Source organism: Ideonella sp. FW305-24 (genome assembly GCF_058788035.1).
This window is the reverse complement of the sequence record NZ_JBYTAI010000005.1, coordinates 398,921-420,414: the sequence shown is the minus strand read 5'-3', so window position 1 is coordinate 420,414 and position 21,494 is coordinate 398,921. Positions and strand designations below refer to the sequence as shown.

Sequence of the window (21,494 nt, the reverse complement as noted above, 5' to 3'; positions counted from 1 at the left end):
GTTCTGGACCGCGCTTCAGAACCGGATTGCGGATCACCCGAATCGGCATTTGCGGGCGGCAACGGCATATGCAAGCCGTTATTCCTTCGACGCCAACCCGGCCGCGGCTGCCTAGCATCGCTGCATCCTGCTCTCCGAAGGTGTCACGATGCCCGCTGCACAAACCGCTCTCGACGACGACTTCCAGCACCTGCAGGTGCGCCGCATTGCCGGCCGCATCGGCGGCGAGGTGCTGGGCCTGACGCTCACGCCCGACCTGGACGCGGCCGTGATCGCCGACATCGAGGCCGCGCTGGTGCGCCACAAGGTGCTGTTCTTCCGCGGCCAGGTCCAGCTGGACGACGAGCGGCACCAGGCCTTTGGCGCGCGCTTTGGCCGCACGGTGGCCCACCCGACCGTGCCCGCGCGCGAAGGCACCAAGCTGTTCGAGCTGGACGCTTCCAAGGGCGGCGGCCGGGCCGATTCCTGGCACACCGATGTGACCTTCATCGAAGCCTTCCCGAAGATCTCCATCCTGCGCAATGTGATCGCGCCAGCCTACGGCGGCGACACCGTCTGGGCCAACACTGCCGCGGCCTACCAGCACCTGCCCGAAGACCTGAAGCTGCTGGCCGACCGGCTGTGGGCGGTGCATGGCAACGACTACGACTACGGGGCAGAGCGCGCGCAGGTCGAGGAGCAGCGGCTGCGCCACCACAAGGAAGTCTTCGTCTCGGACGTCTTCGAGGCCGAGCATCCGCTGGTGCATGTGCACCCGGTCAGCGGCGAACGTGCGCTGCTGCTGGGCCACTTCCTGAAGAAGATCATCGGCCTGTCCAGCACCGAGTCGGCCCGGCTGTTCGAGCTGTTCCAGAACCGCGTGACGCGGCTGGAAAACACCGTGCGCTGGCAGTGGCAGGCTGGCGACATCGCGATGTGGGACAACCGCGCGACCCAGCATTTCGCGATCAACGACTACGGCAACCAGCCGCGTCTGGTGCGCCGCGTGACGATCCACGGCGAGGCCGCGGTTTCGGTGGACGGCCGCCGCAGCCGCACCCGCATCCGCCCCGAGGCTTCGAACGACGGCCAGCTGGACGCGGTGATCGCTGCCAGCCGCTGAGTCAAAACCGCAGGCTGCCCGACACGCCCGCCCACCAGGTGCGCCCTGGCGCCGGCTCGAAGAAGCGGCTGTTGCCTTCGTTGACGATCACCGAGCCGACGTAGCGGCGGGCAAACAGGTTGTCGATGCGCGCGAAACCGTCCAGCTGCCAAGCGCCGGCTGTCACGGCATAGCCAGCGTTGACCGCTGCCGTCGCATAGCCTGGCGCTGCGTCGCTGTTGGCATCGTTGACAAACACGCGACTCACGTAGCGGGCCTCCGCGCCGCCATGCCAGCCTTGCAAAGGCGCCCAGCTCACGGCGGCAAACGCGGTGTTGCGGGCCAGGCCGGGCAGCCGGTTGCCTGCGGGGATCTGCAGCGTGGCGCTGCTGCAGGGTGTGGCGGCGCAGGTCGCAAAGCTGTCGCGGTAGCGGGCGTCCAGCGTGCTGAGCGCCACCTGCGCGCGCAGGTCGCCGAAGAAGCGTTGCGACCAGCCCAGCTCCAGCCCGCGGCGGCGCGTGGCGCCGGCGTTCTGGTAGGTCGCGCGGCCGCCCTGGTTGGTCTGCGTGACGATCTCGTTGGACGTGCCGGTGCGGAACAGCGCGGCGGTGAACTCGCCAAGCCCATCCACGCGCGCCTTCACGCCAGCCTCCACGCTGCTGCTGCGCGCCGCGCCCAGGCCGAAGTTCAACCCGGTCTGGCCGCCGCTGCGATAGGCCAGTTCGTTGAGCGTGGGCGTCTCGAAGCCGCGGCCGGCGGTGGCGTAGAAATGCAGCTGCTCGCTGGCAGCGAACATCAGGCCCAACACCGGCAGCGTGGCCGTGTAGTTGGCGCCGCCGCTGTCGTCCGGGTTCGTGCCGCCGATGTAGTCGTCCCTGGATTCGAAGCGCACCCGGCTGTGGCGCAGGCCGGCGTTCAGCGTCCAGCTCGGCGCAAAGCGCCAACTGGCCTGCAGGTATTCGTCGAGGTTGTTCACGTTGTTGCGCTCGTCGCGCCGCAGCGCACCACGCACGCCGGTCACCAGGTCGTCGCCGCTGCCGGTGAAGTTCTGGTAGCCCTGGCGGTGCTCGGCCAGCGTGTCGTAAGCCAGGCCGGCCACCAGGCTCAGCGGCCCGCCCAGCGCCTCGGTCTGGTGGGTCCAGCGCAGGTCGCCGCCGCGGTAGTCGCGGCCGAGTTCGATCACACCGCCCGGGTGCAACGGGTTGGCCTGCGTGGCGACCGGAATGGACTGGAACTGCTCGGTGCCGCGGTGGCCCAGGTAGGCCATCAGCTGCAGTGCGTTGGCCGGGTCGATGCGCTGTTCGTAGGTCAGGCCGCCCTGCGTCTGGTTCATGCGCTTGCGCGTGTCGAAGCTGAGCGCCACCGGGTCCACACCACGCGGGTCGGCCTCGTACTGCGCCCGGGTCATCCCCAGCGGGTCCTGCGCCCGCGGCAGCGCCACGCTGTTGAGCACCAGCGTCAGCTTGCGGTCCTGGTCCGGCTTCCAGCTCAGCTTGGCATTGCCCAGCAGCCGCTCGGTGGCGCTGTGCTCGCGGTAACCGTCGGTCGTGAAGCGGCTGGCGCCCAGCACGTAGCCCAGCGTGCCCTCGGACCCGCTGGCCGACACGCCCACGCGCCGCGCGCCATCGCTGCCCGCACCGGCTCTGAAGCCCACGCGGGGCGGCCCGGCGCCGTCGTCGGTGAAGACGTTGATCACGCCGCCTGCCGAGTTGCCATACAGCGCCGAAAACGGCCCGCGCAGCACCTCGATGTGGCCCACCGAGCCCAGCTCCACATTGCTGATCTGCCCCTGTCCATCGGGCAGCGTGGCCGGAATGCCGTCCACATACAGCCGCACGCCGCGGATGCCGAAGGTCGAGCGCGCGCCAAAGCCGCGCATCGAGATCTGCGTGTCCTGCGCATAGTTCTGCCGGTCCCGCGCCTGCAGCCCCGGCACCGCGCCCAGGCTTTCCGACAGGTTCACCTGCGCACGGCCCAGCCGCAGGCCATCGCCTTCGATGCGGTCGATTGATGCAGGCACGTCAAACGGCCGCTGCTCGGTGCGCGTCGCGGTGATGACCACCGTTTCAACCGGCGCAGCAGGCATGGCCTCGGTCACCTGTTGCGCCAACACTGCGACCGGAGCGGTGGCCAGCAGCCAACCGGCATGTCGGGGGAAATTCGGACGCAGGGCTCCACGGCCCGCAAGCAAGTGACGAGGCATCGCGCCATTGTGCCGCTGAGTCGCTCAGCCGCCCAGCAGCGTGTCAGCCAACAGCGCATCCAGTGGTGCGAGCGAGCGTTGCACCAAGGCTGGTTGCAGCTCGGCCATGCTGGTCAGCATGCGGTCCATGAAGGCATTCAGCATGGGTCGCGCCGGCAGCCAGTCCTGCTCGCCGGCCTGGCGCTTGAGCACCAGCAGTTCGGCAACCTCGGCACGCAGGGCCGCGTCGGGCACCATCGCCTCGAATAGCGCCTCGAAAGCCATCGGCGGCGCATCGTCATGCGTCAGCACCCATTGCGCGGCCAGCAAGGGCCTCAGCACGTACAGGTATTTCTTCGCCCGCACCAGGTCACCGTGCAGGTAGTCGCGGTAGTTGCCGCGCGCCATCGCGTGGTAGTGGTGGAAGGAGCGCACCGGCTGGTAGACCGCGGCCGCCGCTGCTCGCAGCCGCTGCACGAACGCTTCGTCCTGCCGGTACACCACCGGCGAGCTCAGCCATTCGACTAGCGTCGCATTGCCCTTGGCCAGCAACTGCAGCGCCTTGCGCAAGTCCCAGCCGTTCACATCGAACACCGGCCCCGGCACCTCCTCGATCACGTCCCGCGGCTGCGCCAGCTGCAGGTAGTCGCGCACCGGCCGCGCGTAGACGAAGCGCACGTCGTAGTCCGAGTCCGGCGAAGCGAAGCCCCAGCCCCGACTGCCGGATTCGCAGGCATACAGCACCCGCACGCCATGCTCGGTTTCAACCGCGGCCAGCTTGGCCATGATCTGCTCGCGGATCAGCGGGTCGATCGGATGGGAGTTGTCGGGCAAGGGCAAAGGCATGGTCGTGGGACTTGAGTTGTCGCGGGGTGGCGCTGTGGGAGACTGGCCGGCGGCATGTGCCAGCAGGCTTTCCGGGAGCGGCATGATCAAACCGATTTTGATGGCAACGCTGGCAGCAGCGACGCTGGCGGGCTGCGGCAGCGCGCAGCTTGCCGTCGCGCCTCAAGTGCAAACCGTGGTGCCGGCACCTCAGCCCTACGCCGCCATCGTCGAGCGCCATCGCCTTGCGCATGGCTTCAATGGTGTGGTGCTGGTGGGGCAGGGCACGCAGGTGCTGGCGCTGGTGAGCACTGGCGTGGCCGACGCGGAAGCTGGCCTGCCGGTCACCGCGCAGACGCGCTTCGAGACCGGCTCGATGTCCAAGTGGGTCGCGGCCATCGTCGTGATGCGGCTGGTGGACCGCGGGCTGCTGTCGCTCGATGCGCCGATTGCCCGGTACCTGCCCACCTACCGGCCGGACACCGGCGCACGCCTCACGCTGCGCCACCTGATGAGCCACAGCAGCGGCGTGCCGAACGACATCGCGGCCGCGCGCAAGGCCGATCCATCGGTGGCCACGCAGGTCATGACGCAGGCCGAAGCGGTGCGCCGCTATGCCAGCGGCGACCTGGCCTTCGCGCCCGGCACCCAGTGGGACTATTCGCACTCGAACTGGCTGATCGTGCAGGCCATCGCCGAGCAGGTCGGCGGCAAGCCATATCCGCAACTGGTGCGCGACGAACTCACCGGCCCGCTGGGCTTGGAGGGCAGCGGCATCTTCTCCGGCGACTCGGCCCAGGTGCCCGGCATGGCTCGTGGCTACAGCGCCTTGAAGCCCGGGCCGCAAGCGCGCATCAATCCGATTCCCGCCTACATGGCCATGGCCGGCGGCTTCTACAGCACCGCGCCCGACCTGCTGCGACTGCTGCAAGGCGTGCTCGCCGGCCCGCTGCTCAGCCCTGAAGCTCGCCGCACGCTGATGACCACCCAGATGCCCGATCAGCACTACGCCCTCGGCGGCCGCATCCGCACCGAAACCATTGCCGGCCAGCCCCGCGAAATCGCCTGGGAAGACGGTTCCAACGGCGGCTTCCGCGCCATCGCCCGCCGCGTCATGGCCGATGGCCACAGCGTGCTGGTGCTCAACAACAGCAGCGATGACCATTTGCTGCTGGGGCAGATGGCCGACGAACTGCTGGCGCAGAGCTACGCGGCAGCGCCCTGACGCAAGGGTGCTGGAAGACTCACAAGGAAACGCCGGGCCGTCCCAAGTTTCCTTGACCCCTCGAGGGCATGACGCGAAGTCGCAGGTCTGAAGGCGCTCACAACGCCGAAGGCATCAGCACCGCCAGCGGCCAGTCTCCGAATGCCACTGGCAACTGGATTGCTGCGGGTCCATCGTCTGCTGACGGCGCGGTCAGCGTGGCATCCGGGATCAGGCGGCCGGTGATGGCGTCTTGCCAGGTGCTCGGGGGCTTCAGCGTGGCGGGGAGGTGGACGGAGGTGGCTTGCCAAAGGGCAGGCGCCAGCTTCGCCGGGTCTTCTCCAGCCAGGCCACACAGCAGCCGCGGTGCCAGCACGATGAGGGTGTCGCCATCCAGTTGGCGGACGAAGGCAGTGACGTGGTTGGCCGCCGGGCCTGTGACATCCAGCGGCAGGTAGTGGCCGCGCTCGAACAGCAGCGGGCGGGCGTCGCGCAGCGCGAGCAGGCGCTGGGTCAGCAGCATCTTCAGGCGACCGTCCGGCAGGGTGGCGCGCATCGCGGCGGCGGCGGTGGGTGGGAGCTGGCCTTCGATGAAGGCTTCTCGGACCTGTGTCAGCAAGGCTTGCAGTGCATCGAAATCGACTGGGCGGCGGTTGTCGGGGTCGACCAGGCTGAAGTCCCAGCGTTCCTGGCCTTGGTAGATGTCCGGCACGCCGGGTGAGGTGAGTTTGAGCAGCAGCTGGCTCAGGCTGTTCCAGCAGCCGAAGGCCTGCACCGGCGCGAGCCAGGCCTGGAAGTCGCTGAGGAAGGGGTTGGGATCTAGGGTGCCCAGCAGCAGGTCCACGAAGCGCGACAGCCTGGCTTCGTAGGCCTCGTCGGGTTGCAGCCAGCTGCTGTGCTGCTTGGCTTCGCGCACGGCCTTCTGCATGTAGGCCTGCATGCGCTGGCGCAGCTCGGCCAGCCGAATGTCGTCGAGCGCCTCCTCAAGCGGCCAGATGCCGACCAGCGTCTGGTAGAGCAGGTACTCGTCGTTGCGCGAGATGGCGGCCTCGGCGCGTTCGGCGCGCGGGCGGTTCAGCGCGGCCCAGCGCTCGGCGGCGGCGCCCCAGCGGGCCGGCATTTCGGACAGCACGGCCAGCCGCGCGCGCACGTCTTCCGAGCGCTTGGTGTCGTGCGTGCTGGTGCCCAGCAGCGTGTGCGGATGGTGGCGCGCGCGGGCCTGGTTCGCGGCGTGGAAGGCGGCCACCGAGCTGCCGAAGTGGCGCGGGTCGCCGCCCACGTCGTTCAGCGAGACGAGGCGGTGGTAGCGGTAGAACGCGGTGTCTTCCATGGCCTTGGCCATCACCGGCGAGGTGAACTGCTGGAAGCGTGAGGCGAAGGCCAGGGCCTGCGTGCGGCGTGCCGGGTCCGGCAGCGTGGCTGCATCGAGCAGCACCTGGCGCAGGAAATCGATGGTGTTCTGTTCGGCCGTGGGGCTGTGGCGGCGCGCATCGGCACAGGCCCAGTCCAGGTGCTGGCGGTCGGCGTCGCTGGGCGGGTTCGGGCCGATGTAGGTGCGATAGACCGGAAAGCCGGCGGCCACTGCCATCAGCGCCTGGCGCAGCCCGTTGCGGGTGAAGTCGCAGCTGCGCCGGTCGGACTGGGCGATGCGGTGCAGGGCCTCGGTGAGCCACTGCAGGTCACTGGCCAGCGAGCGGGTCATGACCAGGCGCTTGGCCTCGCGCAGCGTGCGCTCGAAGTCCTGCGTCTGGCCGGTGAACTCGTCGTAGAGCTGCGTGAACGCCGCTTCGTTGCCGCTGTCCACGCTGAGCTGATGGACCTGCACGGCGAAGCGGTAGCCGGTGCCGCCGTGCACGCGCCAGTCCTCCGGCAGGTGCTCGTGCTCAGCGAGGATCTTCTCGACCGAGAGGTACAGCGCGCGCGGCGGCAGGCCTTGCTGCTGGCGCAGCTGCTGGTAGCGGCGCTGCAGGCGCTCGAAGTAGCCGCGCGGGTCGCTCAGCCCGTCCGGGTGGTCCACGCGCAAGCCGGACAGCCGGCCCTCGCCCAGCCAGCGCAGCACCAGCGCATGCGTGGCCTCGAACACGTCCTCGCGCTCCATGCGCAGCGCGGCCAGCGTGCTGATGTCGAAGAAGCGGCGGTAGTTGATCTCGTCACCGGCCACGCGCCAGAAGGCCAGGCGCCAGGGTTGCTGCTGGATCAGCAGGTCCAGCGCGTCGAAGCTCGCGGGCTCGCCGGGCTTGCCGTTGAGGCGCTGCAGCTGGTGCTGGATCCAGGTTGCCAGGCCAGGATGCCGCGCCGCAGCGCCGGCCAGTTGCTGCTGGTAAAGCAGCTTCTCGCGCCGGCGGATGGCGATGCGCGCCGGCTCGCGCACGTCGCGCGGCGGCAGTCGGGCGAGGTCGTCCAGCAGGCCGGACAGCATGCTGGCGGCGGCGGCCGGCATGGCGTCGGCCGGCGGCGCGGCATGGCCCAGCACCTGCGGATAGGTGCGCGGATCCAGCGGGAAGCGGTGGTCGAAATAGGCCAGCTCGAAGCGGCCGTGCGCGGCGTCGAACTGCAGCTGCAGCTCGTCGGCTTCCAGCACCCGGCCGTAGTGGTCGCCCAGCACCGGCAGCAGCAGCTTGCCGGTCAATTCCGCGGCCTGCGGCTGCCAGTCGATGTCGAAGAACTGTGCATGGGGCGACGCGCCGCCGCATTCCAGCACATCCTGCCACCAGGCGTTTTCGGAACCCGGCACGCCCGTGAGCACGCCCATGTGGTTGGGCACGATGTCCAGCAGTTGCTGCAGGCCGTGGTTGCGCAGCGCGGTGCAGAGCTGGTCGAACTCCTGCGGGCTGCCGATCTCCGGGTTCAGTTCGCCGTGGGCGATCACGTCATAGCCATGCGTGCTGCCAGCGCGCGCCTTCAGGTAGGGCGAGGCATACAGGTGGCTGACGCCCAGCGCCTTCAGGTAGGGCACGCGGCGCGCCACCTCGGTGAAGCGCATGCCGGCGTGGAACTGGATGCGGTAGGTGGCGCGCGGGATCTCGGCGCTGTCCAGCGGCGGCAGCGCGAGGTCTTGCACCAGCGCTGGCGCGGTGCTGGTGGGTTGCAGCGGCCTGGCCAGGCGCAGCAGCCTGGCCACGGCCTGCCAGTGCGGGTCGTGCGCCAGTTGTTCCAGCGTCAGCGGCAGCTTCACGCGCCAGTTCGGGCGCTGGTCCTCGGTGCTGCCCGGCACGTTCACAGCCTGCAGCTGCTGCATCACGTCTTCCCAGGCCACGCCCACCAGCTGGGTGCGGCTGCGGGCCAGCCAGGCGTAGACGGCTTCGAGCAGGCGCGGGTCGTCGTCGGCCAAGTCGTTGGGCGACAGGCGCGGCGGCAGCAGGCCGGCATCGGCCAGCGCCGTGAGCAGCTGGCGGCGCTGCAGCGCGCGGCGCTGGTGCGCGGCTGCCATCAACGCGGCCGTGGGCGACAGGCCCAGCTCGGCTTGCGCCTTCAGGTCTTCGCCGCGCCACCAGGCGCGCAGCGTGGGCAGGTCGTGCGTGCCGGCTACGGCCAGCGCCTGCAGCATGCCCTTGTTGGGTGGCGGCAGGCCGGTCGCATCGTCGAAATCGAAATACATCGGCCGGTACGAGAGTACGCCGCCGGCCTGCAGCCGCTCGCGCAGGCCATCCGGCACATTGCCCAGGTCCTCGGCGATGACCAGGCAGCGCTGGCGCACGCTTTCGAGCGCCAGCAGGCTCAGTTGGTCGTCCAGCGGGTAGTCCACATAGCTGCCCACCGGGACCTCGCCCGTCGTGTCGGGCAGCACCCAGAACAGCCGCTGCAGCGCCATGCCGTGGTCCAGCCGCAGCGCGCCGGCGTGGCGCATGTTGGCGCGCAGCAGCGCGATGAAGCTGGCGTAGCCCTGCTGCTGCAGTTGCGCCGGCAGCGGTGGCGCCAGGCCCCAGCTTTGGCCGCCGGGGTACTGGTCTTCCGGCGGCGCGCCGATGCTGGCTGCCGTGCTGTGCAAGTCGCCTGCGGCCCAGACTTCGGCCGAATCGGCCGGTGCGCCAACTGCGAGGTCGCGGTACAGGCCCAGCGGCATGCCCAGCGCGCGGGCACGTGCAGCGGCGGCGCCGAGTTGCTGGTCCGCCAGCCACTGCAGGTACTCGGCCTGCTCGACGGCTTCGATCTGCTCTGCCGCGAACAGCGCCAGCTCGGGGCTGCCGGGCGGTGGCATCGGCGGCGCGTCCGCCTGCGCAGTCCACACCTCGTGCACCGCCAACTGGCGCAGCGCCGCGCCGCTGCCACGCTGGAAGGCCCGGAAGGACAGCGCACGCGCGGTGGCGCGGGCCAGCTCCTGCGAGCGGAAGCGCTGGTACAGCAGGGCCAGCACCTCACGCTTGGCGGCGGCCACGCCGCGGTAGTCGACCAGCGGCGCATCGCGCAGCTGCTGCAGCCGCAGCTGGAAATCCGCCCCGCGCACCAGTTCGCGCGCGGCGCTGCAGTGCGCGAAGTCGGGCACGGCCTGCACGTCCAGGTACAGCGGGTTCAGCCAGCGCCGGCTGGTCGGGCTGTAGGGGCTGGCGCGTTCGGGTTGGCCGGGGGGGAGTGCATGCAGCGGGTTCAGGCCGACAAAGGCCGCACCTTGCGCAGCGGCCAGCGATACCGCGTGCATCAGGTCGCTGAAGTCGCCAATGCCCCAGTTGCCGGCCGAGCGCAGCGCGTAGAGCTGCAGCGTCACGCCCCACCAGCGCTCGCCTTGCGCAAGGCCGGCGGGCGCGAAGCCGCGCGGCGGGCAGACGGCCACGGTCGTCTCGCCCGCAGGCAGGCCGCGCACGCGCAGCCGGTGGTAGCCCAGCGGCAGCTCGGGCGGCAGCGCGATCAGGCCGTGGCCTGGCGTGGCGCCGGCCAGCACCACGCCGCGGAAATGCTGCCCGTCTTCGGCCAGCAGTTGCCAGCCCATGCCCACGCTGCCGGGGTGTTGCAGGCGCAGTGGCGAAGGAGCCGATTGTTGGACGACGTGCATGGCCGGCAGCACCTGGCGCGCAGCCTCGTCGGCCAGCCGCTGTCGCGTGGCCTCGGCCTGCGTGTCGTCCGCCGCGGGCAGGCCCATCGCGGCGAGCAGCGCGCGCAGTGCAGCGTCATCCAGCGGCTGGGTCTTGTGCCAGTAGTCCTGGTAGGAAGTGGCGAGTCCCGCGCGTTCGCACAGTGCCAGCAAGACTTCGCTCATGTCAGCCCCTCGTCCGCGGAGTACCGCAGACCATCCCCCGAGGGGATGCGGGCCGGCTTGGGAGCGGCCCGGCGCTCGGCCCGCTCAGTGTTTTCAAGGGTGGATGATTCATTCGGTCTCGTCATGCGCCCAGCGCCAGCGGCCGGCCCAGGGGCCGAGCAGGGTTTCGGTTTGTTCGCCCAGCGTGAAGCCGTCGCCGGCGTAGTGGTTGTCGCCCAGGGCGGCAATGGGGGGCAGCGCCAGCGGCACGGCGCCGAGGTTGGCGGCCATCAGCAGCTCGGCACCGTCGTCGAAGCGCCAGCGCAGCAGCAGGCCCTGGCCGCCGAGCAACTCTGCTTCGTGCTCGCCATGGCGCAACTGCGGCAGGCGCGGCGTGAGCACGCGGGCGCGCCAGGCCAGCAGGCGCTGGTGGAACAGCCACCAGGCTTGCGCGGCGGGCTGCTGCGGCACGGCGGCCGGGTCCAGCTGGCAGCGGCGCGGCGTGGCTTCGTCGCAGGGATCGGGAATGCGGGCGCGGGTCGCGGCGTCGGCAAAGGCGGAGAAGTGCGCGAACTCGCGCCGCCGGCCTTCGCGCACGATGTCCTGCAGCTCGCCCTGCCAGTCGGCGAAGTAGAGGAAAGGCGTGTCGCTGCCCCATTCTTCGCCCATGAACAGCAGCGGCACCGGTGGGCTCAGCAGCAGCAGCCCGGCGGCCAGGCGGCGCGCGGCTTCGTCCGGCACCAGCGTGGCCAGGCGCTCGCCAAAGGCGCGGTTGCCGATCTGGTCGTGGTTCTGCAGGAAGTTGACGGTGGCCGGCAGCGGCACCGGCTCGGTCGCGTCGCGCCGCGGGTTGGCAGCGCGTGCCTCCTCCGCATTCAAGTGCGGCTCGCCGACGCGCGCAAAGCCCAGCGACAGGCAACGCGCCAGCTGCGTCAGCGGCTTGTCCTTGTACTCGGCGTAATAGCCCTCGGTCTCGCCGGTCAGCAGCACATGCAAGGTGTGGTGGAAGTCGCCGCTCCACTGGCCGTCGTAGGTGCCGGGCTGCGGCAGGCCGGGCAGGCGGCGCGCGTCATTGCTGTCGTTCTCCAGCACCAGGTGCACCTGCCGGCCGGCGAACTGCTCGCGCACGCGCAGCGAGAGTTCTTCGAGGATGTCGGGCGAGCTGTCGTCCTTCATCGCGTGCACCGCGTCCAGCCGCAGGCCGTCGAGGCGGAATTCTTCCAGCCAGTAGAGCGCGTTGTGGATGAAGAACTCGCGCACCGGGCCGCTGTCTTCTCCGTCGAAGTTGATGGCCTTGCCCCAGGCGTTGTGGTGGCGCTCGGTGAAGAAGCCGGGCGCGTACAGCGGCAGGAAATTGCCGGAGGGGCCGAAGTGGTTGTAGACCACGTCCAGCATCACCATCAGCCCCAGCGCGTGCGCAGTGGCGACGAAACGCTTCAGCGCCTCCGGCTCGCCGTAGGTCGGGTGTGGCGCATACGGCAGCACGCCGTCGTAGCCCCAGCCAAAGCGGCCGGGTGCGCTGGCCAGCGGCATCAGCTGCACGCAGCTCACGCCAAGCGACTGCAGCCGCGGCAGCTGCGCCGCGGCGCTGTCCAGCGTGCCTTCGGGCGTGAAGCAGCCGGGGTGCAGCTCGTAGCAGACGGCCTCGAACCACGGCCGGCCGCGCCAGTCGGCCTCGGTAGCGGGCCAGTCGAAGGCCAATGGGTCGCACAGCACGGAGGGCTCGAACACGCCTTGCGGGTTGCTGCGAGAGGCCGGGTCGGGCACGGCCTGCTCGCCGTCGTCCGCACGCACCAGCCACTGGTAGCGGTCGCCGGCCTGGGCCTCGGGCAGCACCAGCTCGCGCCAGCCGTCGGCACTCACCGGTGCGGCCACGCGCAGTGCCGCGGCCTGGCCTTCGAAGCGCAGCGAAACCTCCAGCGGGGCCGGTGCCCAAAGCCGAAAGCGCGCGCCACCGTCCGGCAGCAGGTTCGCGCCGAACGGCATGCTGTGTTCAAACCCGAGGCGAGGCTGCGCCGCCGGCCCGGGTGCCGTGTCAACTCGGGTGTCGTCTTCGATCATGCCGGCCGGCGGAAATGGCCACGCGGCACCACCACCACGCCGCTGGGGCTGACGTGGAAGCGCATGCGGTCGTAGGCTTCGTCATGGCCGATGCGCTCGCCCGGCGGGACGTGGTTGTCCTGGTCGACGATGACCCGGCGCAGCGAGGCGCCGGCGCCGATCACGCAGCGGTCCATCACGATGCAATGGTCCAGCTCGGCGCCGGGCTGCAGGTGCACCGCGCGGCGCAGCGTCGCATGGTCCAGCCGCGCACCGTCGACCACGCAGCCGGAACCGACCACCGAACGGCGGATCAGCCCGGCCTCGATCTGGGCCGACTCCGACGCATCCTGCGAGCCGTAGATCGGCCACTGCGGATTGGTCATGCGAAAGCGCGGCTGCACGCCCAGCGTGTCCAGGTGGGCTTCGAAGTACGCGTCGATGGTGCCCACGTCGCGCCAGTAGGCGGGCTCCTCAAAGGCGTGCGTGCCGGGCACCTGGTTCTCCGCGAAGTCGTAGGCCAGCAGGCGGTGGCCCTTGACCAGGCGCGGCAGCAGGTGGGTGCCGAAATCGGTTTCGCCGGCTTCTGCGCCGCGGCGCAGCTCACGCAGCAGCACCTCGGTGGAAAACAGGTAGTTGCCCATCGAGGCCAGCGCATGCGTGGGGCGGGAGGCCATGCCGCGCGTCTGCTGCGGTTTCTCGCGGAAGTCGGTGATGCGCAGCTGCGCGTCGGTCTCGACGATGCCAAAGCCGCTGCAGTGCTCGCACGGCACCGGCACGGTGGCGACCGTCACGTCGGCCCGGTCGCGCACATGGGCGTCTAGCATCTGGCGCAGGTCCATGCGGTAGACGTGGTCGGCACCGAACACGGCCACGTGATCCGGCGCGGCCTCTTCGATCAGGCGGATGTTCTGCCACACCGCGTCAGAGGTGCCCAGGTAGCCGTGTTCGCTGGTCGGCGCCGGCGGCACCAGGTTGACGAAGTGCGGCGGCAGGTAAGGCGCCGAGCTCCACGCCTGGCGCACATGCTCGACCAGCGACTGCGCCTGGTACTGCACCAGCAGGTGCACCGAAGTCAGCCCGGAGTTCAGCAGGTTGCTGAGCACGAAATCCACCAGCCTGTGCTTGCCGTTGAACGGCACCGCCGGCTTGCAGCGCTCATGTGTCAGCGCATGCAAGCGCGTGCCCTGGCCGCCAGCCAGGACAATGCCCAAGGTCTTGTGTATCGATGCCATGTCGCTCCCCGCGAGGGCCGTTGAAAGAAAGGGGGTTTCAACGGAGACGGCAATCGGCATGCCGTTACAAGTGGGCGGCCTGCGGGCTTCCTCAAACAGGGTGAGCCTGTGACGTTCGGCGCTCGGCAGGTCGCTACTACACTTCGCCGTCGCACCTGTGCGTGTGCCCCAACCTTCGGACCCTGCATGCTCAAGATTCTCTTCACGGCCCTGGCTGCGTTGCTCTTTGCGGGTCATGCCGCTGCCCAGAATTCGCGTGGATTTGACGACAGCGCATCCAACCTGATGGTGGTACTGCGTGAATCGCAGGGCCAGTCCAGAGCGGAGGATTCGCTGATGCCTTTTGGCAAAGGCAAGGTCAAGCTGCAGGATGGCAAGGAGGTCGAGGTCGACCCAGGTTGGTTTACCTACATCGGTGACTTGCACATTCGCTTTGTTTTCGACACGCCTACGAGCATGCCGGGGGCTTCGCCGCAAGATTTGGAACGCCTTCGCCTGACGCCTGAGGCGGCTGTGGCACTGGCTGTCCGGAACATCAAGCGCGTCTACGGCGAGCCGACGGTGAAGGCCTGGGATGACTGGCTGCAGGTGGAAAGCAAATCGCCCGACCTCATCAGCAGCTATTTCCTGGACAAGGACTTCTGGCGTGCGCAACTCAAGCGTTACCCGGAAGGGGTGGTGGCCATGTTGCCAAAACGCGGTGCACTGGTGTTTGCGCCACTGGCCGACACCAAAGCCATTGAAAGCATGAAGAGGTCGGTAGCCGCGCTGTTTATCAGCAGCAAGCAACTGCGGGTGTCCTCGGCTTTGTACCTTTTCAAGGACGATCACTGGACGCTGTTCCAGCAGCCCGTGGGCGCGCCGAAACAGACCTGAGGGCAGCGTTTTCGCGTTCGGCTTCAAGTCTGCAGCTGCCGCGCAGGGCGCTGCTCAGCGTTGACTGGCGGTGGAAGCGCCCAGCGCGCGTTGCGCCAGCAGGTAGGTCGCGGCATTCCAGCTCTGGCCCAGCATGCCCATCGGCGCCAGCGTCTGGCCGTGCAGCCATTCGGTGAAGCGCCAGTCGTCCATGCGGTTGACCTCGGCCAGGCGGACCAACGCATCTCGCGCTGCCGAGGCCTGGCCGAGCTTGGCCAGGGCCATGACCCAGAAGCCACCGACGAAGGGCCAGATGCCGCCGTTGTGGTACTGGTGCGGGTGGTTCTGCTGGTGGCGGCCCATGTAGGCGCGCCAGAGTTCGTCGTCTTCGGCAATCGGCGTGGTGACCACCCGAACCGGGTACGGATCGGCCACGCCGGCCTGCTGCAGCGCGCGCAGGATTTGCTGCGCCATTGGCCGGTTGGCCAGGCCGTACAACACGGCCAGCAGGTTGCCGAACACGTCGCCCTCGTCACCGGCAAACGAGAGGTTCACGAAGCTGAGGTACAGCTCGGGGTGCTGGCGCTCGCGCCGGGCGTAGTGGCTCAGCAGCCGGGCGCGGCGGTAGTCCGGCAGGTCGCCCTGCTGCGGGTGGAACAGGTGGTTGAAGTGGTAGCGGGTTTCACTCAGTTGCGGCAATCCGTACAGCGTCTTGACCTGGAACCACAGGGCGTTGGTGTACAGCACGAAACCCGAGCGCGGCATGATGTCGGCCCAGTCGCTGGCCTCGTTCTGCTGCAGCAGGAAAAAGCGCTGGTGCTCCTGGGCCTGCAGCCACTGGATGGCGAGTGCGACCTGCGGCGCCCAGGCCTCGGTCTCGTGTGCCAGCGGGCTGGTTTGTCGCACATGCTGCAGCGCGATCAGCCACCACAGCGTGGCGTCGATGCAGCCGAGGTACCAGAAGTCGGCGTCCCGGCCTTCCGGGTCCACGTACTTCGGGATCTGCCCGTTGGGCGCCTGGAACTGCACCAGCGAGGCCAGGCTGTCCACAGCGGCGCGCTCCAGCGCCGGCAGGCCGCTGCCGGCCATGGCCAGCACGCAGATGGCGGCGTCCCGGCCGAAGATGCGGGTGTAGCTGCGCGCCTCGGCCGCGGCGGTGCGGCTGGCTGCCAGCACGCCTTGCGGCGACAGGTTGCGTTCCAGCAGTTGCCACGAGCGGCGAGTGCCTTCATCGATCAGTGCGTGGCCGGTGAGCGGCGGGGACGGGCTGGTCGTGAGCAACACGGGGGCGGTCCTTTCGTTGAGCGGCCTGTCAGCCGGCCGAAGCTTGTTCGACCAGGCCCAGCATGCCTTGCAATGGGATGCAGGCCCAGTCGGGCCGGTGGTCCAGCTCGTAGCGCAGTTCGTAGAAGGCTTTCTCCAGCTCGTACAGCCCGAGCAGGCCCTGGCCGGGCAGCAGCGCATGGTCGTACAGGGTCAGGCCGCCGGCCGAGGTGCTGGAGCGGGCCGCTTCATCGTAGCCGGCCAGGAAGGCGGTGCGGGCTTCGCTTTCCCATTGTTGCGAGAGCGGCGCCAGCTGGGCCATGTGTTCGCTGGTGGTGGCTGCGGCGCGCAACGCGGCCAGGCGGGCGTAGCTGAACGAGCGCAGCATGCCGGCCACGTCGCGCAGCGGCGAGTCCTTGGCCCGGCGCTCGTCCACGCTGCGACCGGGCTCGCCTTCGAGGTCGGTGATGACGAAGTCGTCCTTGGTCAGCAGCACCTGGGCCAGGTGGTAGTCGCCGTGGTAGCGGGTCTTCCATGCTGCGGGCGGCTGGGTGGCATGGGCCGTGAGGCGCTCCAGCAGGTGCTCGCGCAGCGCCAGCACGCCGGCCACCTCGTTGCCGCAGGCGCCGGTGAGTTCGCCCTGGCGCGCCTGCAGCTTGTCCAGCACGGCTTCGCCTTCGGCGGCCAGGCGCTGCACATGGGCCTGCAGGTCCGTGGCGGTCAGCGGCTCGGGGTCGAAGGCCGGGTCGCCGGTCGGTTTGGCCAGGGCCTGGTGCAGCTCGGCCGTGCGCTGGCCCAGCGTGCGGATCAGCGCCAGGTAGCCGGCGTGGCCTTGCGGCGGCTCGCCGCTGGCCATGCACAGCTCCAGGTAGCGCTGCAGGTAGTGGGTGCTGTAGGCCCAGCCGTCGCCCTGGTTGACGACGTAGGCCTGCAGGCAGGCCAGCGTGGTGCAGCGGCCTTCGCTGTCCACATGCTCCAGCGTGCCGGCCAGCGGCACGCAGTTCGGGAACTGCGCGACCTCGGTCAGGAAGCGGCCCATCTCGACTTCCGGGTTCTGCCCGGCGCGCGCGCGGCGGTAGCCCTTGAGGAACAGCCTGTCGCCCAGCGTGACGATGGTGTTGCTGGTCTGCGCCTTCACGCGGGTGACGGCCAGGCTGCCGACTTCCTCGCCGCCCAGTTCGGCAAAGGCGCGCGTGGCGCGGAAGCGGAACTCGCCCACTTCGCCGGCCGCGTCCAGCCCGGCGCCCATGGCCGCGACGACGGCGCGGCAGAAGCCTTCGTCGGCATAGGCGTCTGCCATCACGCCGACGCGGCCTTGCTGGCGCACACGGGCGATGGCGGCGGGTGACAGCTGGCGCCAGCGGTCTTCGTCGCCACCATCTTCCCAGGCCAGCGACAGCGGCACGAAGTAGCGCGGCGGTTCGGCTGCGGTGGCCGGCTGCGCGGCACTTTCCACCGTGACCAGCGGCAGCAGCCAGCGCTCGCCGCGCGCCACCAGGGCGGCCACGCCATCCGCCGGGCCAGGCGCCCAGACACAGCGTTCGGCGAGCTTCGCGCTGGCAATGGCCTCGCCATGCGCGGCGTACCAGCGCTGGCCTTCGATGTAGCGCGGCAGCGTGTCATTCTCCAGCCGCGCGCGGATCTTCTGGGCCAGGCCGGTGCGCGAGGGCAGCACCTGCTCCGGGAACAGGCTGCGCCAGCCATCGAACATCACCAGCAGCGGCCGGTCGTCCGACAGTGGCGTGGTGTGCCAGGCGGGCACCGGTGCGTTCTCGGCCAGGCGGAACCAGAAGAAGCCGTAGGCCGGCAGCGTCAGCAGGTAGGGCAGGTCCGAGACGGGCGGGAACGGCGTGCGGCCTATCATCTCCACCAGCACGCGGCCGCGGTACTTCGCGAGGTCCAGCTCCACCGGCTGCGCGCTGCGCGCCAGGTTGGCCACGCAGAGGATGGTCTCGCCTTCGTACTCGCGCAGGTAGGCCAGCACCTTGCGGTTGCCCGGCGTGAGGAAGACCAGCTCGCCGCGGCCGAAGGCGCGGGTGCTCTGGCGCACGCTGAGCAGGCGGCGCATCCAGTTCAGCAGCGAGGAAGGGTCGCGCGTCTGCGACTCGACGTTGACCGCCTGGTAGCCATAGATCGCGTCCATGATGGGTGGCAGGTACAGGCGCTGCGGGTCGGCTCGGCTGAAGCCGGCGTTGCGGTCCGGGCTCCATTGCATGGGGGTGCGCACGCCGTTGCGGTCGCCCACGTAGACGTTGTCGCCCATGCCCAGCTCGTCGCCGTAATAGATGATGGGCGAGCCGCGCATCGACAGCAGCAGGCTGTTCATCAGCTTGATGCGCTCCTGGTCGTTGTCCAGCAGCGGCGCCAGACGGCGGCGGATGCCGACGTTGATGCGCGCCCGCGGGTCGGCCGCGTAGGTGCTGTACATGTAGTCGCGTTCCTTGCTGGTCACCATCTCCAGCGTCAGCTCGTCGTGGTTGCGCAGGAAGATGGCCCACTGGCAGCTGTCGGGGATGTCCGGCGTCTGCTGCATGATCTCGACCACCGGGAAGCGGTCTTCCTGCGCGATGGCCATGTACATGCGCGGCATCAGCGGGAAGTGATAGGCCGCGTGGCATTCGTCGCCGTCGCCGAAGTATTCGCGCACGTCCTCCGGCCACTGGTTGGCCTCGGCCAGCAGGAAGCGACCGGGGTAGTCGCGGTCAATCGCCGCGCGCAGCTGCTTGATGATGGCGTGCGTCTCGGGCAGGTTCTCGCTGGTGCTGCCTTCGCGCTCGACCAGGTAGGGAATCGCGTCCAGCCGGAAGCCGTCCACGCCCAGGTCCAGCCAGAAGCGCATGATCTTCAGGATGGCTTCCAGCACGGCCGGGTTGTCGAAGTTCAGGTCCGGCTGGTGGCTGAAGAAGCGGTGCCAGAAATACGCGCCGGCCACCGGGTCCCAGGTCCAGTTGGAGGTCTCGGTGTCGGTGAAGATGATGCGCGTGCCGAGGTACTTCTGGTTGGTCTCGCTCCAGACGTAGAACTCCCGCTCGGGCGAGCCGGGCGGCGCACGGCGCGCGGCCTGGAACCAGGGGTGCTGGTCCGAGGTGTGGTTGATGACCAGCTCGGTGATGACTTTCAGGTCCCTCTTGTGAGCCTCGGCCAGCATCAGCTTGAAGTCGTCCAGCGTGCCGTATTGCGGGTGCACGTCGGTGTAGTAGGCGATGTCGTAGCCGTCGTCGCGCAGCGGCGAGGGGTAGAAGGGCATCAGCCACAGCGTGTTGACACCCAGCTCCTTCACATAGTCCAGCCGGCTGGCCAGGCCGAGGAAGTCGCCCACGCCGTCTTCGTTGGAGTCGACGAAGGCCTTGACGTTGAGCTGGTAGACGACCGCGTCCTTGTACCAAAGCGCCGGATCGGTCGGCACCGGGGTGATGGCGCCAGCGTCCAGCGTGGCGGTGCCGGCCGGGACCAGCGCGGGCTGGGCCGTTTGCTGCAGGTCCGGGGTGTCGAGCTTGGGGGTCAGCGGGGCGTTCATGCGAAGTCCTTGAAGTCCAGCTCGTTGCGCGGATGCGGGCGGACATGGAACACATGGGCCGGTGTGCGCGCCGGGTCCAGGATCACGAAGTTGTGCGGCCCTTGCCACAGGAAGTGCTGGTCGTTGAGCAGGTCGTCGACACGGAACGGCCTGTCCGCGGCCAGCTGCATTGCCGCCAGGTCCAGGTCCACCCAGCCGACCTGGATCTGCTGCGGGTCCAGGTTCAACACCACCAGCATCAGGTCGCGCCGCGCGTGGTCGTGCTTGGACCAGACGAGCAGCTTGTCGTTGTCGCTGGCGTGGAAGCGCAGGCCGGCGTTGTCCTGCAGCGCGGGGTGCTCGCGGCGCAGGCGGTTGAGCCTTGCGATCAGGTTGCGCAGGCTGTCCGGTGCGTCGAGCTGCCAGTGGCGCAGCTGGTATTTCTCGGAGTCCAGGTACTCTTCGCTGCCGGGTTTTGCGGGGCGGTTCTCCAGCAGCTCGTAGGCCGGGCCGTAGAGGCCATAGCTGGCGGCCAGCAGGCTGGCCAGCACCAGCCGCAGCGAGAACATCGCGCGGTTGGCGCCGTGCAGCTGCTCGCTGAGGATGTCCGGCGTGTTGGGCCACACGTTGGGCCGGAAATAGTGGCGGCCGGGGCCTTGCGAGAGCTCGGTGAAGTAGTCGGTCAGCTCCTGCCGGCTGTGGCGCCAGGTGAAGTAGGTGTACGACTGCGTGAAGCCCAGCTTGGCCAGCCGGTGCATCACCTTGGGCCGGGTGAAGGCCTCGGCCAGGAAGATCAGCTCGGGCCGCGCCTGGCGCAGCTCGGCGATCACCCATTCCCAGAAGGCAAACGACTTGGTGTGCGGGTTGTCGACGCGGAAGATCGTCACGCCTTGCGCGATCCAATGCTCGAACACGCTTTTGAGCGCCTGCCACAGGCCGCGCCAGTCCTGGCACTCGAAGTCGAAGGGGTAGATGTCCTGGTACTTCTTGGGCGGGTTCTCTGCGTATTGCACGCTGCCGTCCGGGCGGTGGCGGAACCAGTCCGGGTGTTCGGCGACCCACGGATGGTCCGGTGCGCACTGGAAGGCGATGTCCATCGCCAGGTCGATGCCGCGTTCCTTGGCGGCGTTCACCAGGCGGCGGAAGTCGTCCGCCGTGCCCAGGGCCGGCAGGATGTCCAGGTGCCCGCCTTCGGCCGCGCCGATGGCCCAGGGGCTGCCCACGTCGCCGTCCTCGGCCTGCAGCGTGTTGTTGCGCCCCTTGCGCCGCTCGCGGCCGATCGGGTGGATGGGCGGCAGGTACAGCACGTTGAAGCCCATCTCGGCGATGTAGGGCAGGCGGGCTTCGACGTCGGCAAACGTGCCGTGCCGGCCCGGCTCCGGCGAGGCCGAGCGCGGGAACAGCTCGTACCAGCTGCTGTAGCGGGCGCGCAGCCGGTCGGCCACCAGCGGCAGCGGTTCGGCGGGGTGCACGAGCTGCAGCGAACGGTCGGGGTGGCGGTCGGCCAGCTGGGCCAGCGTGGCATCCAGCGCCAGGGCCTTCAGCGCGACCGGGTCACTGGGCGCGGCGCCGCCGGCCTGCAGCGCCTGCGCGCTGGCGAGCAAGGGCGCCACGTCCGGCCCTGGGCCGGCGCGCTCGGCTGCGTCGGCCAGCAGCCGGGCGCCGACGCGTGCCGCGGCCTGGATGTCTTCCGGCTCCACGCGCCGGGCCAGCTCGCGGCGCCAGGACTGCAGCGCGTCCACCCAGGCGGCCACGCGGTAACGGTAGCGGCCGGGTGCGGGCGGCACGAAGCAGGCGGTCCACTCGTCGTTGCCGGCGGCGCTCATTTCCACTTCGCGCCAGGCGCCGCCGTCGTCCTGCCGTTCGGGCCGCCATTGCAGCCTGGCGCGTACCTGGTCGTGCCCGTCAGTGAAGACGTGGGCGCTGACCTCGAAGGGCTCGCCGGCCACGCATTTGGCAGCAAAGCGGCCGTCGTCGATGCTGGGTTGCACCGCGGCCATGACCACGCGTACGCGGCCATCGGCCGGAAGTTCAGGGCCAGCAAGGAAACGGGTTTCGGCGGCAACATCGGACATGCCGCCGGTGTCGGCAATCGGCATGCCGATGCGCCCCCGGCGGCCGGTGCCGCGCCGCAGGGCAGGGG

10 protein-coding genes and 1 pseudogene are annotated in these 21,494 nt (G+C 69.5%); 3 read left to right on the top strand and 8 right to left on the bottom strand.

Annotated elements, in window-relative coordinates; translation table 11 throughout:
- Nucleotides 1-148: 148 nt before the first annotated feature.
- Nucleotides 149-1,102: a TauD/TfdA dioxygenase family protein gene (locus AC3WR5_RS16475; RefSeq protein ID WP_492485772.1), complete on the top strand. Its 954-nt coding sequence runs from the start codon at nucleotides 149-151 to the stop codon at nucleotides 1,100-1,102.
- A gap of 1 nt (nucleotide 1,103) precedes the next feature.
- Here AC3WR5_RS16475 and AC3WR5_RS16470 read toward each other — a convergent pair whose 3' ends face one another.
- On the bottom strand, nucleotides 1,104-3,284 hold the full coding sequence (locus AC3WR5_RS16470) for a TonB-dependent receptor family protein (RefSeq protein WP_492485771.1): 2,181 nt from the start codon (nucleotides 3,282-3,284) through the stop codon (nucleotides 1,104-1,106).
- 24 nt (nucleotides 3,285-3,308) lie between these two features.
- Nucleotides 3,309-4,109, bottom strand: a complete 801-nt coding sequence (locus AC3WR5_RS16465; protein WP_492485770.1) for a nucleotidyltransferase domain-containing protein — start codon at nucleotides 4,107-4,109, stop codon at nucleotides 3,309-3,311.
- 82 nt (nucleotides 4,110-4,191) lie between these two features.
- On the opposite strand from AC3WR5_RS16465, the gene AC3WR5_RS16460 reads away from it, so the two are divergent.
- Nucleotides 4,192-5,313, top strand: coding sequence for a serine hydrolase domain-containing protein (locus AC3WR5_RS16460; protein WP_492485769.1), 1,122 nt, complete (start codon nucleotides 4,192-4,194; stop codon nucleotides 5,311-5,313).
- 97 nt (nucleotides 5,314-5,410) lie between these two features.
- Here the strand turns inward: AC3WR5_RS16460 and treY are convergent, their stop codons facing one another.
- The 3 genes and pseudogenes from treY to AC3WR5_RS16445 all read right to left on the bottom strand — a co-directional run.
- Complete coding sequence (gene treY / locus AC3WR5_RS16455; protein ID WP_492485768.1) at nucleotides 5,411-10,483, bottom strand: malto-oligosyltrehalose synthase; 5,073 nt, start codon at nucleotides 10,481-10,483, stop codon at nucleotides 5,411-5,413.
- 108 nt (nucleotides 10,484-10,591) lie between these two features.
- Nucleotides 10,592-12,448: a malto-oligosyltrehalose trehalohydrolase gene (gene treZ, locus AC3WR5_RS16450; protein ID WP_492485767.1), complete on the bottom strand. Its 1,857-nt coding sequence runs from the start codon at nucleotides 12,446-12,448 to the stop codon at nucleotides 10,592-10,594.
- Nucleotides 12,445-13,737, bottom strand: a pseudogene (locus AC3WR5_RS16445) (glucose-1-phosphate adenylyltransferase); the annotation flags it as partial. The gene treZ and the pseudogene AC3WR5_RS16445, both read right to left, overlap by 4 nt.
- A gap of 186 nt (nucleotides 13,738-13,923) precedes the next feature.
- Between AC3WR5_RS16445 and AC3WR5_RS16440 the strand changes: the two are divergent.
- On the top strand, nucleotides 13,924-14,613 hold the full coding sequence (locus AC3WR5_RS16440) for a hypothetical protein (protein ID WP_492485766.1): 690 nt from the start codon (nucleotides 13,924-13,926) through the stop codon (nucleotides 14,611-14,613).
- A gap of 54 nt (nucleotides 14,614-14,667) precedes the next feature.
- Here the strand turns inward: AC3WR5_RS16440 and AC3WR5_RS16435 are convergent, their stop codons facing one another.
- From AC3WR5_RS16435 to AC3WR5_RS16425, 3 genes are read right to left on the bottom strand one after another with little or no spacing between them, the layout of a single operon-like run.
- A complete protein-coding gene (locus tag AC3WR5_RS16435) occupies nucleotides 14,668-15,876 on the bottom strand; it encodes an amylo-alpha-1,6-glucosidase (protein WP_492485765.1) in 1,209 nt (402 codons plus the stop codon).
- A 28-nt stretch (nucleotides 15,877-15,904) separates the two neighbouring features.
- Nucleotides 15,905-19,372, bottom strand: coding sequence for a maltose alpha-D-glucosyltransferase (gene treS / locus AC3WR5_RS16430; RefSeq protein WP_492485764.1), 3,468 nt, complete (start codon nucleotides 19,370-19,372; stop codon nucleotides 15,905-15,907).
- Nucleotides 19,369-21,450: an alpha-1,4-glucan--maltose-1-phosphate maltosyltransferase gene (locus AC3WR5_RS16425; RefSeq protein WP_492485763.1), complete on the bottom strand. Its 2,082-nt coding sequence runs from the start codon at nucleotides 21,448-21,450 to the stop codon at nucleotides 19,369-19,371. The genes treS and AC3WR5_RS16425 overlap by 4 nt, the downstream gene beginning before the upstream one ends.
- Nucleotides 21,451-21,494: the final 44 nt, after the last annotated feature.

Excerpts from the sequence above, each read along its gene's own strand:
- AC3WR5_RS16460 (WP_492485769.1), top strand. The coding sequence starts at position 4,192 with ATGATCAAACCGATTTTGATGGCAACGCTGGCAGCAGCGACGCTGGCG.
- AC3WR5_RS16470 (WP_492485771.1), bottom strand. The coding sequence starts at position 3,284 with ATGCCTCGTCACTTGCTTGCGGGCCGTGGAGCCCTGCGTCCGAATTTC.
- AC3WR5_RS16475 (WP_492485772.1), top strand. The coding sequence starts at position 149 with ATGCCCGCTGCACAAACCGCTCTCGACGACGACTTCCAGCACCTGCAG.
- treS (WP_492485764.1), bottom strand. The coding sequence starts at position 19,372 with ATGAACGCCCCGCTGACCCCCAAGCTCGACACCCCGGACCTGCAGCAA.
- treZ (WP_492485767.1), bottom strand. The coding sequence starts at position 12,448 with ATGCCGTTCGGCGCGAACCTGCTGCCGGACGGTGGCGCGCGCTTTCGG.
- AC3WR5_RS16440 (WP_492485766.1), top strand. The coding sequence starts at position 13,924 with ATGCTCAAGATTCTCTTCACGGCCCTGGCTGCGTTGCTCTTTGCGGGT.
- AC3WR5_RS16465 (WP_492485770.1), bottom strand. The coding sequence starts at position 4,109 with ATGCCTTTGCCCTTGCCCGACAACTCCCATCCGATCGACCCGCTGATC.
- AC3WR5_RS16425 (WP_492485763.1), bottom strand. The coding sequence starts at position 21,450 with ATGCCGATTGCCGACACCGGCGGCATGTCCGATGTTGCCGCCGAAACC.
- treY (WP_492485768.1), bottom strand. The coding sequence starts at position 10,483 with ATGAGCGAAGTCTTGCTGGCACTGTGCGAACGCGCGGGACTCGCCACT.